The organism is Photobacterium sp. GB-56 (assembly GCF_003026105.1).
GTDB lineage: Bacteria > Pseudomonadota > Gammaproteobacteria > Enterobacterales > Vibrionaceae > Photobacterium.
Genome location: NZ_PYNW01000003.1, coordinates 177,791 through 197,254 on the forward strand (window position 1 = coordinate 177,791; position 19,464 = coordinate 197,254).

Here is a 19,464-nt window from a genome sequence, read left to right on the forward strand (position 1 = left end):
GTGTTGCAGTGCCATATAGCAGCTTGGTCATTGCGTGGTTCACACCTTAATTGGGCGTTAGCCCTCACGAAAAGGTACATGTATTCATGAAAGGACGTTGCTCTAATTGCAATGCAGAGTCTGAGTCGATTCCTCTTAGCCAAAAGTGTTCTCAATGTGGAGAGTTCTCAAATGACTGGGTTATTTATGATTGGGAAGGGTACTGCAGATTCAAGAGAGTAATGATTAGATGTAATTGGATCCTTTTAGTATTGTGCTCTGCTAATTTATTGGCAATTGTACTAGGCTTTGCCGATCCAATTCAGTGGCTATTTTGTTTGCTCATTATTCCAGTAATAGTGAGTTTAACTAGATCTTATCAGGCAATCGCTAACTCTAAACACTATAAAGGACATCGCTTAAAGGACATAAGCCCATGGTTTCCTTTGTTGTAAAGGGCTAACAGATAAGGGTATGTGTCGCGTAGCTGACACCTATCCGAAGTGTTGGACAAACCCAAGCCACCTTATATAAGTAAGTATGGAAATATCATGACGGGGGATGCCAAAAAGAAATCGAGCGTTATCCTTGGTGTGAATCAATAATTTTAACACGCTGATTGATAATAAAATCCTCTTTACTCCTGAAGCGTTAATTCGATGACGCTATTTCTGATTACGACCACACAGCAAACCATAATCACGTACTCGTCGAAATCCTTTTGGTAACACATAGTACAAACCAAATATTTTTAGTGTCCGATGACGAAAAGTTAACAATGAATGAAATAGATTATGGTGAAATGAGTGTGGTTGGCTTAACGGTATTTGATTGACTGTTTAGATAACTAGCTTGTTGCTGGCTATTATTAAATAATGGCAATGCGGGTGTAAAATTAAATCAAAAGCGAATGAATCGCGGCTTACAGAATAAGGATATTGTTATACATGCCAATAAATAAAGTGATAGGTGCAAGTGTTATCTTTATCACTATTCTGACAGGTTGTTCCTCACTGCCTAAACAAGCAGAGCATCTTGATGCGCCACTAACACCGAAATTAACCAGTGCGTTATCGACATTAAACGATAGCCACAATCCATTTATAACGCCACAAACACCAAGCGCAGTTCTGGTGCAAAATACGGGCAGGGGTGCATTGGCTCAACGTCTAGCATTGGTTGAAGCTGCCGAGCATACAATAGATATTCAATACTATATTTGGAATTCAGATAGTTCTGGTCGTTATTTAGCGAGTCGTTTAGTCGCAGCCGCTGATCGTGGTGTTTATGTTCGTGTGTTGCTTGATGATATTAACCTAAACGATCGTGAAGCACTGCTAACAAAACTCGATGCACACCCTAATATCGAGATCCGCATTTTTAATCCGATCCCTACCCGTAATGCAGGCAAATGGATAAGCTTTGTAGGGGATTTTTCACGTTTAAATCGTCGTATGCATAATAAATCTTTCACTGTTGATGGTGCTTTTACTGTTGTTGGTGGACGTAATATTGGTGATGAGTATTTTGACCTTTCCCATGAACTGAACTTGCGTGATCGTGATGTATTAGCAAGTGGAAAAGTTGTCGCGGATGTTCAACACAGCTTTAATGATTATTGGAATAGTGAGTGGGCATATTCAGTTGATTTATTAAGGGATAAAGCTAAACCACTACCACAGTTAATGCTTAACAGTATCCCTGTACCTGAATATAAAAACTATCCGGCATTGCCTCAAAGCCAAAATGCAGCCATGACGTACTTATCAACGCAGTTAAAGAAGATGACTGGAGCCAAAGCCACATATATTGCAGATAAGCCAATTCCAGATGATGTTGATAATAGTGATCAGCCAAAAGCAACGGCGCAGTATTTATCTACACTGGCGAAAAATACAAAAAATGACATCATTATTGAATCGGCATATTTAGTCTTTGATGATAAACAACTAGCAGGTTTACAGCAGCTCACGCAAAAGGGCGTGGAGATCAAAGCACTGACAAACTCAATGGCATCAAATGATCTTGTGACGAATCATTCTGGTTATGCTGGTAGACGGCAAGAGATGCTTGAAAGTGGCATGGATTTATATGAATTAAAGCCTGACGCTAAGTTATGCAAGATTGTTATTCAAGATAACGACAAATGTGCACCGAATGCGGTATACGGTTTACACGCTAAATCAGCGGTATTTGACCATCAAATAGCGACGATTGGCTCATTTAACTTCAATTTACGTTCTACCTATCTTAATACTGAGTCGCTCTTGGTGATAGAAAACCCTAAGATTGCCACAGAGCTGGCTACGACCTTAGAGGGCGCAATGCAAGACACTAACAGTTGGCATTTAAGTCTGGATGATGGCGATGTGTATTGGCATTCGGGTAACGAAACATGGGACAGTGAACCGAACACTAAACAATGGGATCGTATGAAATCAGAATTGTTACAGTTATTGCCAATAGAGAAGTATTTGTAAGCACTAATTTTAATAAGAGATTGCAAAGTCAGCCTCTGAGGCTGGCTTTTTGTTTTTAATGCAATAGTTGCTCTTTTCTCTATTGTTTCACGCTTGGTTTCTAAGTTTATTTGTTACTCACTTCAGTATTAATAACATATTTATTAGTATCTGCTATGGGTTAATTATATAAAGGAGCATTTATGAAGGTTATTATTGTCACCGATATTTTTGGTTTATGTGAAACCACAGATAAGATGGCCTCATTTATTGCTCAACATACTGACAGTGTAAAAATCGTTGACCCTTACCAAGGTGTTCGCTTTGAGTTTTCTAGTGAAAAAGCTGCGTATGAGCAATTTATTAAAGCTTGTGGGCATGATGATTACTTATCTTTAGTTTGTGAGTCAGTATTAAAAGATAAGCCTGATGTACTGATAGGTTTTAGCGCAGGCGCAAATGCTGCTTGGCGAATATCCGAATTAGTCGCATCTGATTGTAAAAGTATTCTTTGCTTTTATCCTTCACAAATACGTAATCACGTGGATATTGAGCCGAAAGTACCAACAGCGGTTATTTTTCCGAAAAAAGAAGCCTCTTTTGACGTTTTAACCATGAATACAGTACTTCTTCATCGAGTAAATGTAACGACTCAAATCATGCCTTATAAACACGGCTTTATGAATTGTTTATCTGATGCTTATGATAAACAAGGTGAGACGATGGGGTTAGAGTATATTTTGAATGAAATTAGGTGATCTCATCGGCAGATAATAGGATGTACTTTGTATCTCAACGGATAGCCAACTAGTTTGTTTTAAACTTGGCGCGATCTCTAGTATTGAATACTTAATATGAAGGTGACTATTTTGGGTAAACAATTTTCTGAATTATCAGATAAACATGTAGAGTTTATCGAAAAGCAAAAAATCTATTTTGTTGGTACTGCCGCTGATAGCGGTAATGTGAATTTGTCACCTAAAGGTGGTGATTCATTGAGAGTCATCAATTCAAAGCAAATAGCGTGGTTAAATTTAACAGGTAGCGGTAATGAGTCTGCATCGCATGTTATTAAAAACGCACGAATGACACTCATGTTCTGTGCATTTGAAGGAGCTCCGCTCATTTTTCGAGTATATGGGAAGGCAAAAGTCTTACATACTAAAGATGAGGAATGGGGTCAGTTTGTGCAGCTATTTCCAGAAAGTGTCGCTTCTAGACAAATATTTATCTTAGATATTGATTTTGTTCAGTCGTCTTGTGGCATGTCGGTTCCGTATTTTAGCTATGAGGGGGATCGTGATGACTTGGCGAATTGGTCAAAAAAGCAAGGTGTCGAAGGAATAGAGCAATACTGGCTCAAAAAGAATCAAAAAAGTATCGATGGCTTTGAAACTGAAATAGCGAAAAGATCTGGCTTGGACGTAGAGTAATGAATTAAGCGGTTATTTCGCGCCTAATACTTCATCATACTACTCACGATATAACGTATTCATGGCCTGTTACGCTAGTATTTTGCTAGAAAACGCTCATAATCTTGCAAAACAACATTTAAAGAAGAAATTATCTATGACTGACTTTCAATATTACTTTCAGAAACTGCCATGTTTTAACTGTAAAAAAAATACAGTAAGCATTGATCTTGGTTGGTTAACCGCAGCGATGAAAGAAGATGTTATTGCACAAGCGTCTGCGATTATTGCGCAAGATAACGTTGAGCCTGAAGTGTCGGTGAACGTAACTTGTACAAAAGATGAAGCTCGTGATTATTTATTGCTTAATTTCTACGGTTATTCTGAAGAAGAGTTAGCGCATCAAGTTAAAGCTGAAGATGAACAAGAAGTAGCAGAAGAAATTGCTGAGCTTTTTGCTGATGGTAGCGATGTCGGTGTATTTGAACACGAAATCGTACTGCTAAGTTGCACTGATTGCGGTATTGACGATTAGTTTAATTCAGCGTTGTAAGTATAAGGCAATGCTTTTGATAGCGTAATGCCAATGAAAAAGTCCGCAATTAACTTATTACTAGCGCCTAGTAGTAAAAGATTGCGGACTTTTTGTTATGTTTTTTAAGGTTGTTATTTGTCGACGTTTAACGCAATGGCGTTTTCAGTTGCAAATGCGGTTGCCACGTTACCTCCCGCAAGCGCTACATTGGTCGCTGTTAGCAATACATTGGTAGTCCCTGCTTCTGCCACGGCGAAATCGTAATTACCTTCACCCACGTTAAGTACAGCAGAGTCTTTGAAATTCACATTTTGTAATACCGCAGTATCGGCTGAGAATCCTGTACCGGTAGGGGCTGCGTGAATATCCACTGTGCCAGCTATTGGATTAGCATGAACGACTCTTAGTTTTGCATATGTCGCAACACTTCTTAAATCATCTTCAATGATAACAGGTTCTATAGATTGAGCGGCAAATTGTCCGACGGCAAAAATGGTTGTTTCAGAGCCTGCTGCAAAAGGGGTGCCTGGAGCTTTAATGGCTTCAGGTGTTGTTGATCCAGAAGGAGTAACCGTTAAATCGTAAGTGTTCGGCGCTAAATCAAGGCTTTTAATTGTTTCATAGCTTATCGAATCAAGTCCAGACACAACATTGCCACTGGCTCTTATATCGACATCACCTAAATCAGCGACGGCATGACCAACACGCACCGTTGAGTTTTCGCCAGTGTTTCTCAGTACATTAACGGTTGATCCGTCTGCAACAAGAAGATTGACAGGAGAAACGGCACCACCGCTTACATTGGGTACTGCTGTGACCATTAAATCGCTACCACCATCTAATGCGATGTTGCCACTGTCGTATACTACATCGGCATCAGTACTGTTACCTGCTAACGTGATCCTTATTCGGTATTCACCAGCGGGAAGTGTAACGGGGAGATTTGCATCGTCTTCTTTAAAGGTGAGATCGGAAACCGCAATTGTATCTGCACTGATACTAGGATCGGTCGTTACGTGAATATCAACACCACCAACGTTGGGGTGTCCATGTAACACATCGACGCGAATAGATTGGTCATCAGGGGCTTCATTAGACCGAGAAAGAATCACAGGCTCTATAGCATTCACATTATTTACAGCAAAGACGTCATACTGCATATCTGGTGCAAGGTTTACTGCGTTTGCTGTGATCACATCAGCGGTCGCATCGTTTGCAAGAAGTCCACGCACAATCAGATCATGACTGCCTGAATTAACAGTAAGTAATGGGCTACCTTGCTGATAATCAACGTTAGATAAGCCACTAACTACATCACCATCCATTAAAATAGAAACAAGCGGAGCATCCGCACTTGCATGCGTGACCCTTAACTGTGAAGTAGGCATTTCAGCTTGTTTTGTCTCATTTTCATCATGCGAATCGCTGTCACAACCGTTTAAGATTAATGCCGCAGTTGTAAGTAATGTAAGTGTTGTTTTTTTCATATAAAACCTCTTCCTTGCTTGATTAAGGAAAAATTTCTACGGCAATATGAATATATTGGTTCACAAGCAAAAAATCGTCACTGTGCATCATTTGTCTTATTGTGAGGAATATCACTCAATAGCTATGAATTATTACTTTTTTCATATTAGAAACCTTGGATAAGTTGTTGTGAAAATTAAAAATAGATAAATATGCTTACGCTCTGTTTGTTATCATTTCTATTACATTGATCTAACTTGTTTGTATATGAAACTCATTTTTAAAAGCAACAAATTTATAAAATAGGTGATTTATTAATAAGGAAGTTAAATATTACTCTTATGAAGCGTTTTATTGCTCGCCTGTTAATTTAAATGTTCTGTATTTTATTATGGAGAGAGTCATTTATCAGGATGATTTATTGATGTGGGATTGTTACATTTATACTTTTATTTCATTAAAAATAACAATGCTTTATCACATGTTATTCTTAATTTATGTTTGTGCTTTTAAATTATTTATTAACAAATAATAAGAATAAAAATATATTATCATAATGTTGATTTATTGTTACGTTATAACATTAATAATGGGTAATGTTTGTTATTCATCCATTATTTTTAAGTAACCATATTAGTATGTGAATTTTATTGTTTTTTTTAAATAATGTCTAATTTTCTTTATTTAAATGTACAATTTTCATTTATATGCCTACACTATAAAAACATTAATAAAATGTTACGTAAATTCAAAATTACAAATAAATAAAATCTAATTTCACCGACTATTCATTGATTAATTAATAATAAGTGAAAAACTGAATTTTTATTGAATAAACAGTTATTTTCATATTATTACCATAAGTTTGAGATTGCTTCTATTAAAGATGTTGACATAAGATTATTATTGATATGCAACTTGTTTTTATTCGCAAATATAGTATTTTCTAGGTGAGAGTTATATTAGTTCATAAATTAAAAGGATTATTATGAATAACTTGAAAATATATGGACCGATGATTTTATACTCATCTTTAATTTTATTTTTTCCTACTGCATTTGCTGATACCAATAATGTTTCTAATAATTGGTTTGTAGGACTAGATATCGGCAAAGGAAGTTATACCAACGCTGGAGATGAACATGCTTTATCTGTTGATCAAGATCATTGGGCGTTTGGCACGCATGTTGGTTATCAATTTAATCGGTATTTATCAACTGAAGTTGCGTACCAATACTTTGGTGAGGGAAATGCATCATATCCATTAGGAAATATTAAAGGTAACTTTCAACAATTAGTTTTAAAAGGAATTATTGGCAATTATTTAAATGATTTCTACCCATTTTTGAGTGCAGGTGTTGCTGCATGGTCAGGTAAAAGTAAAGGTTTAAGAGAAGGTACTGCTACAGGTTTTTCACCCGTATATGGCGCAGGTATTCGCTATTATATAAATTCACGATTGAATATTAAGTTGGAATATCAACGTACGGAATCAATGGGAAATAATGATATAGGGCATACCGATCATCAATTAGTTTCTATGGGCGTAAGTTGGGTATTTTAAAAGTACAAGGAAGAGCGTACTATGAAAAAGTCGTGTATACCTTTAGTTATATTATTAACAGCGTGTGGTGGCGAAGATGATGGTTTTCTCGATCAGGAAAAACCTTCGAACAATGGCAACGATACTTCTGAGTTTTTACCACCAATTACTAAAGATTATGAAATTATTACCTTTAATCAAAAAGCGATAACACTAAATCTTAATAATTTATTTTCAGACCTTGATACAGAACAGAAGCATTTAATTGTTAGCATTGGAAAAAACTTTCAAATTAAAAGCCCTAGTACATATGAATTATCGAATCATAACTTAACTTATATTCCTAATGGATTTATTGGTGAGCAGGTTATACCTTACAATGTTTTTGATGGTACATCGTCGACGATAGGCTATATCAAAATAACTAATGAGCCTTCTTCTGGCTCACCAATTACACCTGATATTATTGAAGTTCATACGCGAGATCTCATTATTTATATGGCGTCGTCTGCAACTCAATCATTTAGTCTTGGAAGTAAAGGTACTGTTATTGATTCATTATCAGGGGGATCGCTAGGTCGTATATCTACAAATGGGAATCAAATTACCTATACACCCAATATTAATGCTGATGGTGAAGACATACTTTCTTATGTTACGACAGATAGTAACGGTAAGGTTGTATCAGGTACCATTTCCATTAATGTAATTAACGATAAACCTGAACCTTTGGTGCCAATTACAAAAGACTATTTTGTTTCTATGGTTACTGGAACCGAGAAAATAATCTCATTGAATTCTGGCCCATCTAATATTTCAATAGACACAATTTATGGTGAAAAATTAGGTACAATTAGCTTTTCTGGTAGTCGTTTTACCTATAAATCTATCGCCGGAAAATCAGGTGAAGATATTATATTTTACACAATGACGAATAATGATACGGGCCAGACATTCAAAGGAAAGGTTGTTATCGATCTCTCTTTACCTGCTCCCGTCACGAAAGATATTATTCTGTATGTTGATGCGGGTGAATCAAAAACATTTTCTTTGGGTGATGGTTCATCCATCAATAAGATCCAAGAAATTACTAACGAAAAGTTAGGCTCAGTTTCAATTAACGGAAGTGAATTTACCTATAATCCGTCTGAAAATAAGTACGGGCAAGATATTTTATCTTATACCATGGCTGATCCAAATAACCCGAATAAAAAACAAACAGGCAATATAATTGTTAATGTTGTACCACCTGAAAAGCCAACATTAACATATATAGGTCTTGATTTAGGTGGGGCGAGTTATGAACCTGGTGCCGAACTAACTTCTTCTTTATATTGTGAAAGGCATTGCGATAGTTATGAATATCAATGGATCATTAATGGAAAAGTGGTCGGGACTGATGAATCTTATACATTACAACCAGAAGATATAAATCACGCAGTTAAATTAGAGGTTGTTGGTGTTGATGAGTATGGACAAAAATCTAGTTCTGAGTATTCAATTTACTCTATAGCCACTGTCAATCAGATCCATAGCAATCATTATTCATTCATAGCGTCTAAAAGCCCTTCTTTAGATCCTTTTATTTCTTCATCAGATTTTATTGGTTGGGGAGCTGAAACATTAGGCGCTAAAGACCAATATATGCCAAGACCAGGAGCCGAATACAAACTCGTTGCAACGCAAATGGCTTATGTTTATGTACCTGAATACGATGCTGATGGTTGGGTGAAAGCTCCTGTCAATGCATGGGGAGATATTCGGCATGGTGGCGAGATGGGGATATATGATCCAAATTTCGGTACTAATAAACTTTATTATATTAAAGATTGTGTCGCATCACGTTTTGCATTTGCTTGTGTAACGGGTTTAGATTTTTATGATGACACTGGTGAGATACCATTTGGTAAAGTTTATACATGGTATGACCCTAATCATGACGGAAGCTATACCAAAGTCGTTGAAGAAGAGGTCCCTGAAGGTATTGACGTAATTTTTTCTGCTGAAAATGCTTTCGCTGCACTAAAAGGTGACGACCTTGTGTCTTGGGATGTTAGTGCAAACCCGACAGTATTAAAACTTAATGATGTTGTGAAAGTTTATGATTCAGGAAAGCAGGACTCAATTTGGAAAAGACGTCCTGGTTTTACCGCAGTGACTTCAACGGGGAGAATCTTCACTTGGTCAGGTGGAGAGACGTCAGCGAATGAGATTACTTTTAGTTCCGCAACTGGTACGCCTCTTAACGGTGATGATATTGTATCTGTTCATACAACCGACTCTGCATATGCTGCAGTAATGAAAGATGGCTCGGTGCAGGTATGGGGTAATACAGATGGGGGGGCGGATATTAATGGGCTCGAACATCATTTATCTTCTGGTGTTGTTGATATTTTCTCCACGTCATCTGCTTTTGCAGCCTTAAAACAAGATGGAAGCGTTATTGTTTGGGGTGATGAAAGCTGCGGCGGCAAAAATAATACAGGTGTAAACTTAACTGATATTAAAGCAATCTCTAGTACAACAGATGCATTTGCCGCAATTAAAAATGATGGTTCAGTCGTCACTTGGGGAGATGTATCTGCAGGTGGTGACTCAAGTAGTGTGAGTTCTGAATTGATTTCAGGTGTTAAAGATATTGTGGGTAATAGGGAAGCATTTGCCGCTATTAAAAGTGACGGTTCTGTCGTGGTATGGGGATATAATCATGGCGGCGGTTTAATTACATCAACTGATGGTGTAACTGAACCTACAGAAAATGCTAATTTAGTTTCACGCTTAAAGTCTGGCGTAATTCATATTCAAGCAACATTATTTGCTTTTGCTGCACTAAAAGATAATGGAGAAGTCGTAAGCTGGGGACGAGATTATTTTGGTGGTGATACGAGTACTGTTGATTCAGAATTTATGCCAGATCCTAATTCGTTTTCACTTAGAGAAACATCTATTTTTGAGTCATATTGAAATTAGTATACCTATGATAATGCCCATTAATGTAGCTAGTTCATCTATAAATAAGCCGTTTTATTTTCCATATTAAATAATAATTAATGGTCAAAATATTATATTTAAGTGTGATTTTAGTAAATCGTGAATATTAGATGATTGTTTTTACGTATGTATTAACTAAATATAATGAGTGTCGGAGGTATATATATTAAAAATCACATATTAACCTAACGCTATTGATTGCATTGTTATTTACATTGTTGCAGAAATATTGAGGTTGATATCATATTACAATGATGAATTATTCATTAAAGGTATGTTTGGTTGATTTATGATAGCTGGTTGTTATAATAAAGACCTACAAAAAATATGGTTTTTAATTATTCACTTTAAAAGGTAACTGATCTGATGTTAATTAATCGCTCTGGTGTTAATTAATCGCTCTGGTGTTAATTAATCGCTCTGGTGTTAATTAATCGCTCTGGTGTTAATTAATTGCCCTTATGTTAATTGATCGCTTTTATTTTAATTAAACACGCTGGTGTTAACTAATTTATTTTGTTGGAAATAAATTTAATGTGAAAAATGAAATATTTAAAGGTAATACTTTAAATGCATTTTTGAACAACGAATATTGATAAGGATATAATATGAAAATGGATAAAAAGACTACATTAGCTTCTACTATCTTACTATCTACTGCTTTTTTTTCAGTATCAGCCTTGGCAAATCAAGGTGATGTTATATTTCAAGGAGAAGTAACGAAAGCAACATGTAATTTTGTTATTCAAGACAGTGATGGTACAACGAATGCTTCTAACGTTGTGAATTTAAAGACAGCTACTGTTGATGAAGTAGAAGCTGGTAATGCCGAAGAAGTCGTTTTTGATATTGTTTCAGCAAAAAAAAATGATGGTTCTGATTGTTTCACTGCAGCTCATGATGTGACAGTTCTTTGGGTACCTGTTAATGGATGGGATGCTGATAATAACTTGGCTAATTTGGCGCCAAATGCATCAAAAGCACAAAAAGTTGCCGTAAGATTAATGAAAGGAGACGATGGCACTCAAATTACATCAACTGATTCACGTGTTCATTTTGAGAAAATAGCTCCAGGTACTGATGCTATTCACACACCTACAAGATATCAATTTAAAGCACAAATGGTAAAATCTACTGATGATGCGAGTACAGAACCAGCAGTAACAGCTGGTAACGTAAAATCGCAAGCTAAATTTGTTGTCGGCTATCGTTAATAAATTGGAGAAGTACTTTATAAGTGCTTCTCAATTACTCTTATTAATAGTAATTATATTATTAATAACTTATATGTGAACATTACAGTAAGCATAATATCACAAGAACTCTATTAATTATTAGAGACCAATGATTACAAATTAAGATGGATTTAATTCGTGGTTGAAATGCGATGGAGATACGCATGCATATAAAAAATGTGATTACTATTTTAGCTGTTATGAACTCTTCTTTGTGCTTGGCACAAACTGAGTTTGATACTTCATTTATGAATGGTGGCAAAAATGTAAGATCAGATTTTTTAGACTATTCAAGTAGCAATGTTCCTGGAAAATATTTGGTTGATTTTTATCTAAATAATAAAAGTTATGGTCGTCATGTTTTAGTGATAAAAGATGATGATAAAGAATCTATTTGTTTGCCATTAACTTTATTAGAAACGTTAGATCTACCTATTAATTATGAGAAAATGATCGACGCTTTCAATCCAACAGATCATTGCTATAATTTAGAAAAAATACCGAAAGCTTCAGCTATATTTGATTTTTCTACGCAATCTTTATCGCTTCAATTACCACAACTTATTTTATTAGAAGATAATGAGTATAGCTGGGACTATGGTGCTAATGGTTTTATTCTAAATTACAATGCAAATGCAAGTCATCACTATTATCGGGATCATGGTAAAGATACATCTTCAGCATTTGTGAATTTTGATTTACAGATGAACTATGATCGCTGGGTATTTACAACACAGGCGAGTGGTACTAATAAAACAGGTATAAGATCTTCAGAATATCTTGTGTCAACAGCGATAAAACCAATAAAAAGTGCTTTCTCTATTGGTAAAACATATACCCGATCATCTGTACTCAATGATTTTAGTTTTGTCGGCTTAACATTATACTCTGATAGCTCAATGGAACCTCATAAAACGAGAGGTTATGCACCGATTATCGAAGGATTTGCTGATTCCAGCTCAACAATTACCATTAAGCAAGGTAAATATATATTACTTTCTCGTGATATCCCTGCAGGTCATTACTCTTTTAGTAATATTAACCCTATTGGAAGTAAAGATATTGTTGTGGAGGTAAAAAGTGACACTGGAAAAATTACTAAAAAAATATATCCAATGTCAACGTTACCAAATCTGCTTGCTGAAGGTGACTACGATTATAATATAGCAACGGGACGCAAAGGTGATTTTGATAACTATATTAAAAATCCATTTATATTTGCTTCTTTAGATCGTGGGTTTAGGTATGCAACGTTAAATACAGCTGTGGTTTTACATGATAAGTACCAAAGCTTAGGTATAGGAGCTGGAGTTCCTTTAAGCTATTTCGGTGCAATTTCTTTTAATGTCAATGGCTCTAGAAGCGAATATAACAAAACGGATAAAAGTCAAAAAAGAAGTCTAGAAGGGATCAACACAAGTTTACGTTATGTGAAAGATATTACAGAACGTACACATGTTCAATTTGTAGCGTATGAATACCACAGTACTGGTTATGTTGATTTTAATGGCTTTGATCCTGATTCTTATGATGAGTATGGCAGTGAGTCATTAAGAAATCGATTTGAAACAATTCTTACGCATAGTTTTGATCATTCATATCTATCTGCTTCTGGCTGGTACAGTAATTATCGAGGGATAATCGCTAGCGAATATGGTGGCAACGTATCATTCTCAACAGCATTTGAGAATGGTGTGACTGCAAGTATTAGTGGTTCAATAACATCGTCTGAATCTCTTGGTGAGGACTATTCAACGACTCTAAGTTTAAGTATTCCATTATCTTATAAAGAACGAGATATATTCACTAATTCATCAGTGACTTATTCTAAAACATCTGGGACTACCGTTAGTACCAATACGTCATTCAACAGCAGTGATAATATTTCTCATTCTGTAAGTGCAAGTGCTTCGAAGTCTGAACGTTCTGCGTCATTTAGTACAAATGCCAACTTGAATCCTGTTGCTATCGGTTTTAATGCTTCAACGAGTAATAACTCAACGTCTGTTGGCGGATCTATCTCGGGCTCAGTTGCTGCTGCAGAAGGGGCTGGTATTGCTTATTCAAGCCGTCGCTCGCAAACTATAGCAATTGTGAATACAAAAGGGATAGATAAAGCTAAAGTTAACGGTCGTAAAGCTGATAACTTTGGAAACATTATTATTCCGCTTTCAACTTATACACAGAATCGTATTAATTTAAATAGTAAAGATATATCTCATGATATTGAGTTAAATAAAACGTCATATAATGTAATTCCGACTGATAAAGCAATAATTGTTCGTAAATTTGATTATAAGAAAGTGCAAAGATACTTACTTCGTGTGTTTGATAAGAATGGAACTGAATTACCATTAGGTTCACAGGTAACAACGGACGATAATGTTTATGTTGGTTTTATTGCAACACAAGGGGTGTTAATGGCAACGCTTGACTCACCTTCACATTACCTACATATCAAAACAAATACTCAAACTTGTAATGTGGACATTTCGAAAATTAAGCCAGATCTTAATGAAGTTAAAGATATATATTGCCAATAATGTTGAGGTTTTAATGAAAAATTACTTAATATCATTTTGTTTAGTAAGTTGTATGCTACTTTCTAGCAGTGTATATGCTGGGCTTAAAATGAACAAAACGCGTTATATTTATAATGAAGGACAAGGTGATATTACCGTAAAAATTGTCAATGATAGTGATGTTAACTATGGCGGCCAAGTATGGATAGATAATCTGAATGAAATAAATACGGATAGTGTTAATTTTATTGTGCTTCCTTCAATGTTTAAAATAGTAAAAAATGGTCGACAAATTATAAGATTAAAAAAGATTGGAAATAATATAAGAAAGGATCAAGAGTCACTCTTTTTTATTAATGTTCTTGAAATGCCACCTCGGCCAAAAGATACTCCTGATAGCTTTATGCAAATAGCGCTTCAAACAAAAGTGAAGTTGATATACAGACCAACATCATTACAAAAGACTCGTTTGGAAGCAGAAAAAGAAATAAAAATAGAAAAAGTGAATCATGGTTATAAGATAATTAACCCAACATCATATTATTTTGCTATTAGTAAAGTAATAGTGGATGGTAAATTGATTCATTTTAATAAATCCGTTGATAAAAAATTAGGATTATTTTCTCCAAAAAGTTCAATAGATCTATCTGGGATAAAGGTTAAATCTAGTTCAAAAATTACAATTTATGCACTCGATGATTTTGGCAGTAGTAGAGAATACATTATCAATGGGTAATTACTAAGACTTATTAAATGGTATTTATATGAGTGTGAATAAAATTGCTTTTGCAGTATTACTTTTATCATCTAATTACGTAATGGCACATATAGCTGAAGTAACTGTAAATATTAGCGGTAATATTATTAGTCCAGGTTGTACTGTTAATAGTAATAATGATGAAACCGTTGATTTTGAAACTGTTGATACGGGGCAGGTAATAACGGGTATTATAACAGAAACAGTGCCAGTTGTGATTCATTGCGCTAGGCCTGAAATTATTGACGGCATTAATATCAAATATGACCCTATTGATACATTAGGAAGTTCTGATGGAATACTTTCTACGAGTAAAGATGAACTTGGTATAAAACTCTTAGTTGAAGGCAGTAACTTGGTATTTGATCAAAACTACCCTGTTCCTATCGGTAATGAAACAGAATTTATCCATGATGTTACTGCTACACTGATTTACACGGGTAACGGTAATTATACAGATTTAAATGCAGGGGAGTTTACAAGCAAGTTAAGAATTACTTTAACTTATTATTAATCGTATTTTACTTAGGTTGATTCATGACATTAAAATATATTTTACATATTGGGCTATTTATACTTTTTTACAGTAGCAATTCGTTTGCTGCATTACAATTAAACGCAACAAGATATATTGTTAATGAAGGCGATAAAAGCGTTGAAATTAAGATAGAGAATATAGCAGATAAAACATACGCTGCTCAAATATGGATAGAGAACGAAAATAAAAAAGATAAAAACGTTAACTTTATCCCTATGCCTAACTTTTTTAAATTTAACAAAGGTGAAACACAAGTTGTTAGACTGCTAAATACACATAAATCGTCATCTCTTAATAATGAATCTCTGTACTGGCTCAATTTACAAGAAATACCACCTGTTGATAAGTCTAAAAAAAGTAGAATAACACTAGCTTTAAAAACAAGAGTAAAACTAATTTATAGACCTAAAGTTCTTTTAGGTAAAAGGGCTAATGCTGAGAAATTATTATCAATTGTTAAATCTAATGGAAATATAAAAATTACGAATCCAACACCTTTTTATCTAGCAGTAGTTAACGTTAAATTTAATGGTAAAGAAATAAAACTAAACAATGAGATGAAACAGCAGTTAGGTGTTTTTCCACCTGAAAGTTCAGTATTTATTAAAAACAATTATGTAGCAACAATCTCAAAATTTGAATTTGACGCTATTAATGATTACGGAACAGTCAGTCATTTTCAAGGGAAATTAGGATATTAAATACTAATTAAACGTTTTAATTATAGAATACATATTAGGCTATCAGAATGATTAAAATTAAAGGAATCATGTTGTTCCTAATTGTTACCAGTACTTTTAATGTATATGCTAATGATATTGATGTTTTTGTTAATCCAGGTAGAGACGTTGTAGTTCCAGTTGTGCTAGATGGAATTACTTTAAATAATCAATTAGTTAACAGTGAGTTCTTTTGGGCTCATGAACGAGTCGGTACTAGTGACGAATACTCACGATCTGAAACTAGAGGTAATATAACTCTTAGTATGGTAGGAACTGCATCAACATTTCGCTTGTTATTTAATGGTGGTGGAACAAATTGGAATTGTAACCTTGGCGGTAATCCACTTCCTGGTGCGTTTCCTGGCCATAATTTATCGGGTAATATATTGCATAGATTTTGTGGAGGAGGAAGTCAACGTTTGGGGTTTCACCTCAGAAATCGGGTTTTGCGCAATAATTGGAGAGTTAACCTTCGAACTAGAGTAAATCAGGTACGTATAGTTGTACCCGCTAATGCTACCACTCAACAAGAAAGATTTTCTATTTTCCATCGAGTGCAAAGAAATAATGCTGATAGACCTATTAATGTCGGCACTGCTGATAGAATCACTGTACATATTATACAAAATACCTGTACGTTTGGAGCTAATAACGCTGATATAGATATTAATGTTGGCGATATTACACCCGGTATCGATGGACCGAGAACTCCAGTGGACCTTGATTTAACCTGTATTTCTGAAAATAATGAAGTTGGAACCGCTGTTAATGCTGGCTTATCGAATACGGAAAATACAATGTTGGCAAATTATCGTATTGAAGAGAATATAGCGAGTAATTTTAATGACAAGGCTGTAAATGTGTTCTTATTTAGACCGAATAATGTTCGTGTTAATTTAGGTCAAGTATATGATGATATATTTGAATTAAACAACTTGGAATATCAAGTTATACCAAGTCCAATTGATGAATTTGATCCTCATGATAACACGGCTGCTCAGTTTGGTGCTTTTACTCGATCATATAATGTAATAATTGATTATTTTTAATCATGATATTGGTTTTAAAAAGGCTTAAGCTATATTTTAATAGCTTAAGCCTTTTTTTATCAATAAGTAAAGTATTCATCTTTATAGTTATTTTAATGATAAAGATAGTCTGTTTCCTTTTTGGAATTGAATGGTATCTTGTTATTCTCTATATTAATTTTTTATTACAATATAAACTGTGGTTGTTGTATATCGAGATTGTTAAATTATCTTATATTTTTAATATTAGAATATTTTAATAAAATTTAATCTTTAAAACGCTATATTTATATTGGTATTAATTAATGAATAAAAGGATTCTGTGTTTATCTTTAATTTCTTCTTTTTCACAGGATAATGAACAACATATTTATGTAAATCCGGGACGTACTGTTATTGTTGATGTCAATCTTGATGGTTATAACGGTGAGTTTGATACTGGTAAGAATCATGTTTGGAATGGCCTATCTTTAGCTAGAGAGCATAACTAGGTGTGCCAACATATAAATTTAAAGATATCCAAGCAACAATTGTGAATACATATAACCGTATGAGAATTAAGCGAAAGGGGTAGAGTTGGGGAAATATAAATAATTGTGATTATGATACAAAAAAATGTCGAAAACAATGTTCGAGCTGGTTTTAGTTTTAAAACAGGTAATGGAAGGCTTGATGGTTATAAAGCAAGTTACGATATTAAATTAACCAAGATTCAATTTGAAGTTCCTATCAGTCCTGTAAGTACAATTTATAGTATTCCGATACATACCAAAAGAACGACAAATAATAATACCTCAATAATTGATACAGATTATATACAGTTACATATTGTTCAAAATACATGTGGATTTGTTGATAGTGAATTGAATAATGATGTTGGTGATATGACTCCCGGTGAGACTTCAAGTATGCGAGATCTAGATGCTGCTCTACAGTATACACATAGTGATATTAGTACTGGACAAGCAGGAATTTCTCCTGAACCGAATACGATGTATGCGACATATACAATGACGCCAAATGAAGTATTTGATGAAATTAACCGTGATGCAGTTGATGTTCATTTTTATCGTAATGGGTTTGATCCAATTCAGTTTGGTCATATATATAATGATAATTTATATGAGCTTAATCATTTAAAGTATCAAGTAATAGTAAAGCCGATTAAGGATTTTAATCCCCGTAATGATACCGGACCTCAGTTTGGACGGTTTTTAAGATCATATACAATAACAATAAATTATTATTAAAGTTATTATTTATAGAATTATTACTTATTTATTATTAGTCTGTGCAATAATTTATATGTTCGTTTTAAGTTAACAAAGCCAGCAATAAATGCTGTTTTTGCTATTAACCTGATGTGTTAAGTTAAGCGTTTAAGCAAGTAACAACATCTTCTGTAAAGTAGGGTTCTTGGTATCCCCAGAACATGTATTTTACTTTTAGGAAGTGCTGACTAAATGAGTGCAGCATCGGTACGATGTTGTTTCATTTTCAACTACTGCAGTTGTGTTTGTTTGCCCTATGTAATTACCGTCTTGAATGGCAATCCCTAAAGTGACGGAATACTTATTTTCATGCATCATAGCTAAAGCATGGTTTAGTTGTCCTCGACGCTTAACCATGAGATCAGGTGCACCTAATCCCACACCCATTTTTTCGCCATATCGATAAATACTTTTCAGGTAACCTTTGTCTTCCCAAGGAAGCCATTCACCGTTAACAAAGTTGGCATATTGCATGGTTGTTGAGGAAGGAAACGCCTGTTTCAAGGTCAGCATGTTTGCTTTGATACCTGTTATATAGTCTTTTTCATTAAAGCTTGGATCGGTTTTTACTGATACACCAATAGCGGTTTTTTGTAAGTTTATCCCTTCCATTTTTCGTCAAACTGGCGTCCTAATGCTTGCACTAATAGTGAGAAGGTATTTAGGTACGGCTTTATTTTCAGAATAGAAGGTTGCATCTTGAAGTTGAATAAACAGTTTTTTACCGTGCTTTTTTAGGTATTCATAATCATCAAAAATGATAGAGAAATCTTAAACGTCTTTTTGAGGTTCTAAGTCAGACCATGAATACATGATTTGTGCGCCTACAAAACGAGGTTTGTTGAGTAAAGGATGAGATTTAATGGCTTGTCTGTCTTTAGCAAAATAGACGAAATGTTTCATGTTATCACTAGCAATAGGGCAGCTTGCGCTTAAGTGTTTTTCATATTCATCTTTATAGCGATCTGTTGGGTTACCCCATGCCGCATGGTGTTAATACTGAAA

At 34.7% G+C, this 19,464-nt stretch carries 17 protein-coding genes; 14 read left to right on the forward strand and 3 right to left on the reverse strand.

Going from position 1 to position 19,464, the window contains the following annotated elements; all coding sequences use genetic code 11:
* The first annotated feature begins 926 nt into the window (after positions 1–926).
* From C9J42_RS05370 to C9J42_RS05385, 4 genes are all read left to right on the forward strand, one after another.
* Positions 927–2,459 (forward strand): phospholipase D family protein, encoded by a 1,533-nt coding sequence (locus C9J42_RS05370; RefSeq protein ID WP_107301746.1) that lies wholly within the window; start codon positions 927–929, stop codon positions 2,457–2,459.
* Between the two features lie 182 nt (positions 2,460–2,641).
* Positions 2,642–3,196, forward strand: a complete 555-nt coding sequence (locus tag C9J42_RS05375) for a dienelactone hydrolase family protein (protein ID WP_107301747.1) — start codon at positions 2,642–2,644, stop codon at positions 3,194–3,196.
* Positions 3,197–3,307: 111 nt separating this feature from the next.
* Positions 3,308–3,871 (forward strand): pyridoxamine 5'-phosphate oxidase family protein, encoded by a 564-nt coding sequence (locus tag C9J42_RS05380; RefSeq protein WP_369918800.1) that lies wholly within the window; start codon positions 3,308–3,310, stop codon positions 3,869–3,871.
* Between the two features lie 136 nt (positions 3,872–4,007).
* A complete protein-coding gene (locus C9J42_RS05385) occupies positions 4,008–4,385 on the forward strand; it encodes a hypothetical protein (RefSeq protein WP_107290612.1) in 378 nt (125 codons plus the stop codon).
* A 131-nt stretch (positions 4,386–4,516) separates the two neighbouring features.
* Here C9J42_RS05385 and C9J42_RS05390 read toward each other — a convergent pair whose 3' ends face one another.
* Entirely contained in the window at positions 4,517–5,872 is a 1,356-nt protein-coding gene (locus tag C9J42_RS05390) for a DUF4397 domain-containing protein (RefSeq protein WP_107206692.1), read from the reverse strand.
* Positions 5,873–6,840: 968 nt separating this feature from the next.
* Between C9J42_RS05390 and C9J42_RS05395 the strand changes: the two genes are divergently transcribed.
* From C9J42_RS05395 to C9J42_RS05440, 10 genes are all read left to right on the forward strand, one after another.
* Complete coding sequence (locus C9J42_RS05395; protein WP_107291478.1) at positions 6,841–7,416, forward strand: outer membrane beta-barrel protein; 576 nt, start codon at positions 6,841–6,843, stop codon at positions 7,414–7,416.
* A 21-nt stretch (positions 7,417–7,437) separates the two neighbouring features.
* On the forward strand, positions 7,438–10,359 hold the full coding sequence (locus tag C9J42_RS05400) for an Ig-like domain-containing protein (RefSeq protein ID WP_107262180.1): 2,922 nt from the start codon (positions 7,438–7,440) through the stop codon (positions 10,357–10,359).
* A 635-nt stretch (positions 10,360–10,994) separates the two neighbouring features.
* A complete protein-coding gene (locus C9J42_RS05405; protein WP_107262182.1) occupies positions 10,995–11,600 on the forward strand; it encodes a fimbrial protein in 606 nt (201 codons plus the stop codon).
* A gap of 185 nt (positions 11,601–11,785) precedes the next feature.
* On the forward strand, positions 11,786–14,164 hold the full coding sequence (locus tag C9J42_RS05410) for a fimbria/pilus outer membrane usher protein (protein WP_158260202.1): 2,379 nt from the start codon (positions 11,786–11,788) through the stop codon (positions 14,162–14,164).
* Between the two features lie 13 nt (positions 14,165–14,177).
* Positions 14,178–14,879 carry a fimbria/pilus periplasmic chaperone gene (locus C9J42_RS05415; RefSeq protein WP_158259284.1) on the forward strand — a complete coding sequence of 234 codons (702 nt, stop codon included), beginning with the start codon at positions 14,178–14,180 and terminating at the stop codon, positions 14,877–14,879.
* 28 nt (positions 14,880–14,907) lie between these two features.
* The gene (locus C9J42_RS05420; RefSeq protein WP_107206686.1) at positions 14,908–15,414 is read left to right on the forward strand and encodes a fimbrial protein; all 507 of its coding nucleotides are present in this window, start codon (positions 14,908–14,910) and stop codon (positions 15,412–15,414) included.
* Between the two features lie 23 nt (positions 15,415–15,437).
* Positions 15,438–16,139: a fimbria/pilus periplasmic chaperone gene (locus C9J42_RS05425; RefSeq protein WP_107301749.1), complete on the forward strand. Its 702-nt coding sequence runs from the start codon at positions 15,438–15,440 to the stop codon at positions 16,137–16,139.
* A 47-nt stretch (positions 16,140–16,186) separates the two neighbouring features.
* The gene (locus C9J42_RS05430) at positions 16,187–17,209 is read left to right on the forward strand and encodes a hypothetical protein (protein WP_107301750.1); all 1,023 of its coding nucleotides are present in this window, start codon (positions 16,187–16,189) and stop codon (positions 17,207–17,209) included.
* Between the two features lie 284 nt (positions 17,210–17,493).
* Positions 17,494–17,679 (forward strand): hypothetical protein, encoded by a 186-nt coding sequence (locus C9J42_RS05435; RefSeq protein WP_107246190.1) that lies wholly within the window; start codon positions 17,494–17,496, stop codon positions 17,677–17,679.
* A gap of 105 nt (positions 17,680–17,784) precedes the next feature.
* Positions 17,785–18,438: a hypothetical protein gene (locus C9J42_RS05440; RefSeq protein ID WP_146144296.1), complete on the forward strand. Its 654-nt coding sequence runs from the start codon at positions 17,785–17,787 to the stop codon at positions 18,436–18,438.
* Positions 18,439–18,633: 195 nt separating this feature from the next.
* Here C9J42_RS05440 and C9J42_RS21695 read toward each other — a convergent pair whose 3' ends face one another.
* Together C9J42_RS21695 and C9J42_RS21780 are read right to left on the reverse strand one after the other, a co-directional pair.
* Positions 18,634–19,071 (reverse strand): hypothetical protein, encoded by a 438-nt coding sequence (locus C9J42_RS21695; RefSeq protein ID WP_233220302.1) that lies wholly within the window; start codon positions 19,069–19,071, stop codon positions 18,634–18,636.
* 159 nt (positions 19,072–19,230) lie between these two features.
* Positions 19,231–19,362 (reverse strand): hypothetical protein, encoded by a 132-nt coding sequence (locus tag C9J42_RS21780; RefSeq protein WP_255418312.1) that lies wholly within the window; start codon positions 19,360–19,362, stop codon positions 19,231–19,233.
* Positions 19,363–19,464 lie beyond the last annotated feature (102 nt).